The organism is Streptomyces sp. (assembly GCF_031178505.1).
Lineage (GTDB): Bacteria > Actinomycetota > Actinomycetes > Streptomycetales > Streptomycetaceae > Streptomyces > Streptomyces gulbargensis.
In genome coordinates, this window is the sequence record NZ_JAPSIW010000308.1 from 1 (window position 1) to 7597 (window position 7597).

Consider the following 7597-nt stretch of genomic DNA (forward strand, 5'->3'; position numbering starts at 1 on the left):
CGTACGGGAGTTTCCGTAGGCGACCGCGTCGAACGGCGGATCGGCGTGCTGGTTGAACGCGATCCCCATCAGGCCGCCCGGACCGGCCGGTCCCGCGGCGAGGACGGCCGCCTCGGCGGGGCTCGGCGCCAGGGGCAGAGCCGGGCGGAAGCGCGGTTCGAGCTCCTCCGGGAGGCCCAGGTAGTAGTCGAGCCCGTACGGGGCCCGGACCCGCTCCTCGAACAGCTCCTGGACGCTGCGGCCGACGGCCCGGCGGACCACCTCGCCGACCAGGGCGCCGACCGTCAGGCCGTGGTAGCCGTGCCCCGAGTCCGGCTTCCAGTAGGGACGGTGGCCGGCGAGCCGGGCCGCGATCCGCCGGTCGTCGGCGAGTTCCTCCGGCGAGAAACCGTCCTCGACACCGATCAGCCCGGACCGGTGGGCGAGGAGCTGTCGCAGGGTCACCGACTCCTTGCCCTCGGCGGCGAACTCCGGCCACCAGGAAGACACTTCGCGGTCGAGGTCGAGCGCGCCCTCCTGGACGAGCAGCGCGGCGACGAGCGCCATGGCGCCCTTCGACGAGGAGTAGAGGGCCAGCAGCGAGTCCCCCTCGACGCCGTCACCGCCCCAGAGGTCGACGACCAGACGGCCGTCGAGATGGACGGCGAGCTGGGCCCCGCCGTCCCGGGCCTCCTCCGCGGCGATCCCGGCGAACACCTCCCGCACCGACTCGAATCCGGGCGCCACCGTGCCCTGGACGCGGCTCATCACGTTTCCCCCTCGTTCTGCTGTCGCGGTCGCTCCGGAGAACGATCAGGAGGGCCGTTCTCTTCCCGTCCGGCGGCGGTTGTCAGTGGGGGCCACTAGCGTCCCCGGCATGGAACTCCGTATCGACAGCGGCACGTTGACCGAGGCCGTCGCCTGGGCGGCGCGCGTGCTGCCCGCCCGCTCCCCGATGCCCGTCCTCGGCGGCCTGCTCCTGGAGGCGGCGGACGGACGGCTGCGCGTCACGGGCGTGGACCACGAGGCCTCCGCCCGCGCCGAGGTCGAGGCGGACACGCTACGGGAGGGCAGGGCCCTGGTCCTGGGGCGGCGGCTGCTCGACATCTGCAAGGTGCTCCCCCGAGGCCTCACCGCGCTCGCCCTGGACGGCGCCCGGCTCACGGTGACCTCGGGCGACACCCACTTCGGGCTCTCCCTGCTGCCGCTGGACGACCACCCGGCGCCGCCCGCGCTGCCCACCGTCCTGGGCAGCGTGGACGGGGAGGCCTTCGCCCGGGCGGTCGGGCAGGTGGCGGTGGCGGCCGGGCGGGACGCGGCGCTGCCGGTCCTCACCGGCATACGGCTCGTCCTCGACGGCCCGGTCATGACCCTGGCCGCCACGGACCGCTACCGCTACGCGGTCCGCACCCTGGCCTGGCGACCGGACCCGGACCGCCCGCCGGGCGACCCGGCCGACGTCGTCGTCCCGGCCCGCCGCCTCACCGAGATCGCCCGGTCCCTCGCGGGCGCCGGCCCGGCCCGCCTGGCCCTCGACGCGGGCTCGATCGGCTTCGAGAGCGGCGGCCTGCGCACCCTCACCCGCCTCCTCGACGGCCGCCTCCCGCGCCACGACCAGCTCTTCGCCCTCGGCACCCCGGCCGTCGCCGTCACCGAACGGGCCCCGCTCGCCGAGGCCGTCAGGCGCGTCGCGGTCGTCGCGGAGGGCGACAGCCCGGTCCGGCTCACCTTCGACGGCACCTCGGTCCACCTGCGCGCGGGCCACGAGGACGACACCGCCGCCCAGCGCCTCCCGGCCACCCTCACCGCCCCCGCCCCGCTCACGGTCGCCTTCAACCCCGCCTACCTGCTCGACGCCCTGACCGCCTTCACCTCCCGTGACCTCCGCCTCGACCTCCTGGGCCCCGGCCAGCGCGCCCTCCTCACCGACGTCCCCCCGACCCCACCGACCCCGGCGGACACCCACCGGCACCTGCTGATGTCGGTGAAGCCGCTGGTCTGACGCGTGCGGGCCGCCGCCCGCTCAGAACCCTCCCCCGCCGTCGAAGCCGCCGCCCCCGCCGAGGTCGCCGCCTCCGCCGAAGTCGCCCGAGCCGAAGTCGGAGGAGGAGAAGTCGCCGCCGGAGAAGTCGCCGCCCTCGAAGTCGGTGCCGCCGTATTCCTGGGCGTAGGCGGGGGTGGCGAGCATGGAGCCGAGCATGGTGCCCATGAGGAGGCCGGGGAGGAGGCCGCCGCCGAAGTAACCGCCGGCCCAGGGGCCGTAGGCGGGGCCGGCTTCCCAGTAGGGGCGGCGGCCGGTGTCGGTGTCGACCGTGCGGGCGAGGGGGGCGAGGCCGTCGTCGAGGCGGGCCGCGTCGGCGGCGCAGACCGGGACCTGGCGGGGGGCGCCGGACGCCGGGGTCCAGGTGCGGTCCTCGGTGGAGGGGCCGTGGCGGGGGTCGAAGAAGCAGGGGGCGCGGCGTGCGGGGAGGGGGCGGGAGGCGCGGCGGGCGGCCAGGACCGCGAGGGAGAAACGGCCGTCCTCCAGGGCCTCGGTGACGGCCCGGACGTCGTGGGGGTGGGTCGCGGAGGCCATGAGGGATTTGGCCTTCTCGTACGCGTCGAGGGAGCGCTCGTAGTCGCCGCGCATGGCATCGTCGGCGCCGGCCTCCGCGGGGTGGAAGTCGAGGCGGTCGAGTTCCTCGCCGAAGGCGGTGATGTCCTCGTCGACGACGACCCGGAGGCGGTCGAGGGCGGCGCGTTCCTCGGCCTCCTTGCGGCGCCGGTTGCGGCGCACGACCGCGTAGGCGCCGGCTCCGCCCACGGCGGCGACCGCGCCGAGGGTGATGAGTCCGCCGACCGGGGCGCCGCCGTCCGTACCCGCGGCGTCCCAGCTCGCGGGGGCGGAGCCGCGTACGGTCGGCAGGGCCAGGTCGACGAAGGCGTTCAGTTCGGTGGCGGCGTCGGCGCCGGGGGTACGGACGGAGCCGACGAGGTTCCGTACCGCGTCACGGGACATGACGGAGCGGTCGGCGCCCGCGTCGAAGCCGTCCCCGAGGCGGACGGCGTAGAGGCCGGTGACCCCGGTGCGGGTGCGCAGATCCTGGAGCAGCCGTTCGGGTGGGAACCGGTCGTCGGCGGGCAGGACCGCGACGAAGACGGGCTTGTCGGCGTTCTCGATCTTCCGCGCGAGCGCGTCGGCCTCGGCCCGGGAGAGCTGGTCGGCGGCGCCCGGGTCGACGTAGACCGGGCCCTGTCTCAGGGCGGCGGCCACATCGGGGATGCCCGTGGCCCTGGCGCCGGTGGAGGGCGCCAGGGCCAGGAGCAGGAGCAGTATCAGCCCGGCGAGGGCCGACAGGGCGGTGAGCGGCCTGGTCCTCATGTTTCGACGCTACCCGAACAGCATCGAACAGGAACATAGGCGGACGAAATGACTATTCGGCGGGGTTGATCCCGGCCCGCAGGAGTCCGTAGGTGAAGGCGTCCTCCAGGGCCTGCCAGGAGGCGGCGATCACGTTCTCGCCGACGCCGACGGTGGACCACTCGGCGTTGCCGTCGGTGGTCGTGACCAGGACCCGGGTGGTGGACTCGGTGCCGTGCCGGCCCTCCAGGATGCGGACCTTGTAGTCGGTCAGCTCGAACTTGGCGAGCTGCGGGTAGATCCGCTCCAGGGCGACCCGCATGGCGCGGTCGAGCGCGTTGACCGGGCCGTTGCCCTCGGCGGTCGCGACGATCCGCTCGCCCTTGGCCCACAGCTTGACGGTGGCCTCGTTGGCGTGGGTGCCGTCGGGGCGGTCCTCGACGATCGCCCGCCAGGACTCCGTACGGAAGTAGCGCCGGGCGCGGCCCTCGGCCTCCTCGCGCAGCAGCAGCTCGAAGGAGGCGTCGGCGGCCTCGTACGTGTAGCCCTGGAGCTCGCGCTCCTTGACCCGCTCGACGACCCGGGCGACGAGGGCGCGGTCGCCGCCCAGGTCGACGCCGAGCTCCTTGCCCTTGAGCTCGATGGAGGCGCGGCCCGCCATGTCGGAGACCAGCATCCGCATGGTGTTGCCGACCAGCTCGGGGTCGATGTGCTGGTAGAGGTCGGGGTCGACCTTGATGGCGGAGGCGTGCAGGCCGGCCTTGTGCGCGAAGGCGGAGACGCCGACGTACGGCTGGTGGGTGGAGGGGGTGAGGTTGACGACCTCGGCGATGGCGTGCGAGATCCGGGTCATCTCGGCGAGGGCGCCCTCGGGCAGGACCCGCTTGCCGTACTTGAGCTCCAGGGCGGCGACGACGGGGAAGAGGTTGGCGTTGCCGACGCGCTCACCGTAGCCGTTGGCCGTGCACTGGACGTGGGTGGCGCCGGCGTCGACGGCGGCGAGGGTGTTGGCGACGGCGCAGCCGGTGTCGTCCTGGGCGTGGATGCCGAGGCGGGCGCCGGTGTCGGCGAGGACGGTGGCGACGACGGCCTGGATCTGGGCGGGCAGCATGCCGCCGTTGGTGTCGCAGAGGACGACGACGTCGGCGCCGGCCTCGTGGGCGGCGCGGACGACGGCCTTGGCGTAGCCGGGGTTCGCCTTGTAGCCGTCGAAGAAGTGCTCGCAGTCGACGAAGACCCGGCGGCCCTGGGAGCGCAGGTACGAGACGGTGTCGCGGACCATCTCCAGGTTCTCGTCCAGGGTGGTGCGCAGGGCGAGCTCGACGTGCCGGTCGTGCGACTTCGCGACCAGGGTGATCACCGGAGCGCCGGAGTCCAGGAGCGCCTTGACCTGCGGGTCCTCGGCGGCGGTGCCGCCGGCCCTGCGGGTGGCGCCGAAGGCGACGAGCTGCGCGTTCCGGAAGGTGATCTCCTGGCGGGCGCGGGCGAAGAACTCCGTGTCACGCGGGTTGGCACCGGGCCAGCCGCCCTCGATGAAACCCACGCCGAACTCGTCGAGGTACCGCGCGATGGTGAGCTTGTCGGCGACGGTGAGGTTGATGCCCTCGCGCTGCGCGCCGTCGCGCAGCGTGGTGTCGAAGACATGGAAGCTGTCGTCGAGGCGCCGCGGGTTCTCGGCGTTCTCCGTGGTCATGGCTGTGATGGCTCCTGTCGGACGTGGCTCCGGAAGGTATGGCTCCACTTGCCCCCATTCTCACGCGCCGTCCGCCTCCGGCGTGGGTGGGGCCGGAAAACGAAAAAACCCCTCGCGGGTGCGAGAGGTCTGCGCGCGGGTCTGGGGCACGGTGTCCACCGCCGCGGGGGTCGAACCGCGGGTCAGTGGTCACTGCGGACCGGCGCGCTGCTGCCGATAATCATCGTGGTAGCAAGCACGCCGGAAGTCTGCCACAGGGCCGCGCCGGGGCGGACACGGGTCTCACGATGCGGGCAGGAGACCGTGGAGATGGCGCTACGGCTCCGGCACCCGGGCGTCCCGGCGCGTCCCCACCGTCCCGCCCGCCGTCCGGCGTCACCGGGCGGCGGGAGCGGCGGTCGGGCGCACGCGGGTGCGTCACGGCCGCGGCAGCAGGTCCTGCTCGATGAACTCCCGTACGTGGTCGATGACCTGGCCCCTTCCGGTGCCGGGGAGGCCGACGGCCACGTGCACGCTGAAGCCGTCCAGGAGGGCGCGCATCCTGGTGGCGAAGCGGTCGGGGTCGACCGGCCGGAACTCCCCGCGCGAGACGCCCTCGGCGAGGATCGCGACGAGGTCCCGGTGCCAGGCACCTTCGATGGCGGCCTGGCGGGCCCGGGCGTCGTCGTCGGCGTTCTGCGAGCGGTTCCAGACCTCCAGCCAGAGGGTCCAGTGGGGGTCGCGCGGCCCGTCGGGCACGTACACGTCCACGTATCCGTCGAGCCGTTCGCGGGCGGTGCCGGGCCCCGAGAGCAGCGCGCTGCGCTCGGCGCCGAGCCGCCCCTCGCTCCACTCCAGGGTCCGCAGCAGCAGTTCGTCCTTGGTGCGGAAGTAGTAGAGGAGGTGCCCGCTGCTCATCCCGACCTGCCGCCCGAGCCCGGCCATGGTGAGGCCGTCGAGCCCGCGCGCGGCGATGGTGTCCATGGCCGCGGCGAGCACGTCCTCCCGTGGCGGGGCCGCCTGGTTGCGGCGTCGGGGGTGGGGCGGGTCGCTGCTCTCACTCACCCGTACGTTGTACCTCACCCCCCGGCGCCGGTCAGACCCGCGGCTGCTGCTGCGTGATGCAGTGGATGCCGCCCCCGCCCGCGAAGATCGGGCGGGCGTCGACGAGGACGACCTCGCGCTCGGGGAAGAGACGGCGGAAGATCTCCGCGGCGAGCTCGTCGTGCGGGTCGTCGAAGGCGCAGAGGACGACGCCGCCGTTGCAGAGGTAGTGGTTGATGTAGGAGTAGTCGACCCAGTCGCCCTCCTCGTCCTTCAGGACGGTGGGGGCGGGCACCTCGACGACCTCCAGGGGGCGGCCCTGGGCATCGGTCTGACCGCGCAGGATGTTCACGTACATCCGGGAGCGCTCGTAGTCGGGGTGGTTCGGGTTCTGCTGGCTGTGGACGAGGACCGTGCCGGGGCGGGCGAAGGCGGCGACGATGTCGACGTGGCCCTGGGTGCCGTAGAGGCCGTAGTCGCCGGTGAGTCCGTGCGGGAGCCAGATCGCCTTGGTGGTGCCGAGCTTGGCGTGGATCTCGGCCTCGACCTGCTCGCGGGTCCACCCGGGGTTGCGGCCGGAGCCGAGCTGGACGGTGTCGGTGAGGAGGACGGTGCCCTCGCCGTCGACGTGGATGGCGCCGCCCTCGTTGACGAGCGGAGAGGTCAGGACGGGGACCCCGGCGGCGTCCGCCACGTGCCGGGCGATCTTGGAGTCGTGTTCCCAGCGGGCCCAGTCCTGGGCGCCCCAGCCGTTGAACACCCAGTCCACAGCCGCGAGTTCGGTGCCGTCGGTGACGAAGGTGGGGCCGATGTCGCGCATCCAGGCGTCGTCGAGCTCGCGCTCCAGCAGGTCGACGTCCGGGCCGAGGAGGGCGCGCGCCGACTCGCCGTCGCCGGGGGCGACCACCATGGTCACCGGTTCGAAGCGGCGTACGGCCCGGGCGACACAGGCCCAGGCGGCGCGCGCCCCGGCCAGCTCGTCGTCACCGGTGAAGGTGGGGTTGGAACTGGGCCAGGCCATCCAGGTCCGCTCGTGCGGGGTCCACTCGGCGGGCATGCGGTACGTCATGGTCACGGGTCCTAGCGGGCTCAGAGGAAGTAGAGGCGGTTGAGGGAGACGGACTCGGCCGCCTCGGAGCGGATCGGGGAACCGTCGAGGGAGACGAGACCGGTGCGGTCGTCGACCTGGACGTCGCCGATGCGGGAGTTGAGGAGCAGGTCGGCCGGGCCGATGCCACGCGTGCCGCGCACGGCGACGCGGCGGCGGCGGGTCGGCATGCGGTCGGCGCCGAGGTCGACGGCGGCCTGGGCGACGAAGGCGACGGAGAGGTCGGCGGCCGTGGCGCCGTGTCCGCCGAACAACGGCCCGAGGACGAGCGGTTCGCAGGTGTCGGTGGCGGCGTTCGGATCGCCCACGACCCCCCACGCCGGGAAACCGGCCTTCAGCACGAGCTGCGGTTTGGCGCCGAAGAACTCGGGCCGCCACAGCACGATGTCGGCGAGTTTGCCGACCTCGACGGAGCCGATCTCGTGGGCGAGGCCGTGGGCGATCGCCGGGTTGA

At 73.8% G+C, this 7597-nt stretch carries 7 protein-coding genes; 1 reads left to right on the top strand and 6 read right to left on the bottom strand.

Translation table 11 applies throughout. From position 1 onward, the window contains the following. Positions 1–747 (bottom strand): serine hydrolase domain-containing protein (locus RIF68_RS20075; RefSeq protein ID WP_309052669.1); only part of this gene is annotated, 747 nt, incomplete at its 3' end. Positions 748–856: 109 nt separating this feature from the next. Here RIF68_RS20075 and dnaN point away from each other — a divergent pair. Further along, positions 857–1981 carry a DNA polymerase III subunit beta gene (gene dnaN, locus RIF68_RS20080; protein ID WP_309052670.1) on the top strand — a complete coding sequence of 375 codons (1125 nt, stop codon included), beginning with the start codon at positions 857–859 and terminating at the stop codon, positions 1979–1981. Between the two features lie 21 nt (positions 1982–2002). Here the strand turns inward: dnaN and RIF68_RS20085 are convergent, their stop codons facing one another. From RIF68_RS20085 to RIF68_RS20105, 5 genes are all read right to left on the bottom strand, one after another. Beyond that, a complete protein-coding gene (locus RIF68_RS20085; protein WP_309052671.1) occupies positions 2003–3340 on the bottom strand; it encodes a hypothetical protein in 1338 nt (445 codons plus the stop codon). A 52-nt stretch (positions 3341–3392) separates the two neighbouring features. Continuing rightward, positions 3393–5012, bottom strand: coding sequence for a citramalate synthase (gene cimA, locus RIF68_RS20090; RefSeq protein WP_309052672.1), 1620 nt, complete (start codon positions 5010–5012; stop codon positions 3393–3395). Positions 5013–5429: 417 nt separating this feature from the next. Continuing rightward, positions 5430–5975, bottom strand: a complete 546-nt coding sequence (locus RIF68_RS20095; protein ID WP_309052675.1) for a TetR/AcrR family transcriptional regulator — start codon at positions 5973–5975, stop codon at positions 5430–5432. A gap of 112 nt (positions 5976–6087) precedes the next feature. Further along, the gene (locus RIF68_RS20100; protein ID WP_309052673.1) at positions 6088–7104 is read right to left on the bottom strand and encodes an agmatine deiminase family protein; all 1017 of its coding nucleotides are present in this window, start codon (positions 7102–7104) and stop codon (positions 6088–6090) included. Positions 7105–7124: 20 nt separating this feature from the next. Then, positions 7125–7597, bottom strand: a 473-nt coding sequence (locus RIF68_RS20105) for an amidohydrolase family protein (protein ID WP_309052674.1), incomplete at its 5' end; no start/stop codon positions are given.

What these genes read in the sequence shown, in the direction of transcription:
- dnaN (WP_309052670.1), top strand. Translation starts at nt 857, where the DNA reads ATGGAACTCCGTATCGACAGCGGCACGTTGACCGAGGCCGTCGCCTGG.
- RIF68_RS20095 (WP_309052675.1), bottom strand. Translation starts at nt 5,975, where the DNA reads ATGGACACCATCGCCGCGCGCGGGCTCGACGGCCTCACCATGGCCGGG.
- RIF68_RS20085 (WP_309052671.1), bottom strand. Translation starts at nt 3,340, where the DNA reads ATGAGGACCAGGCCGCTCACCGCCCTGTCGGCCCTCGCCGGGCTGATA.
- RIF68_RS20100 (WP_309052673.1), bottom strand. Translation starts at nt 7,104, where the DNA reads ATGACGTACCGCATGCCCGCCGAGTGGACCCCGCACGAGCGGACCTGG.
- cimA (WP_309052672.1), bottom strand. Translation starts at nt 5,012, where the DNA reads ATGACCACGGAGAACGCCGAGAACCCGCGGCGCCTCGACGACAGCTTC.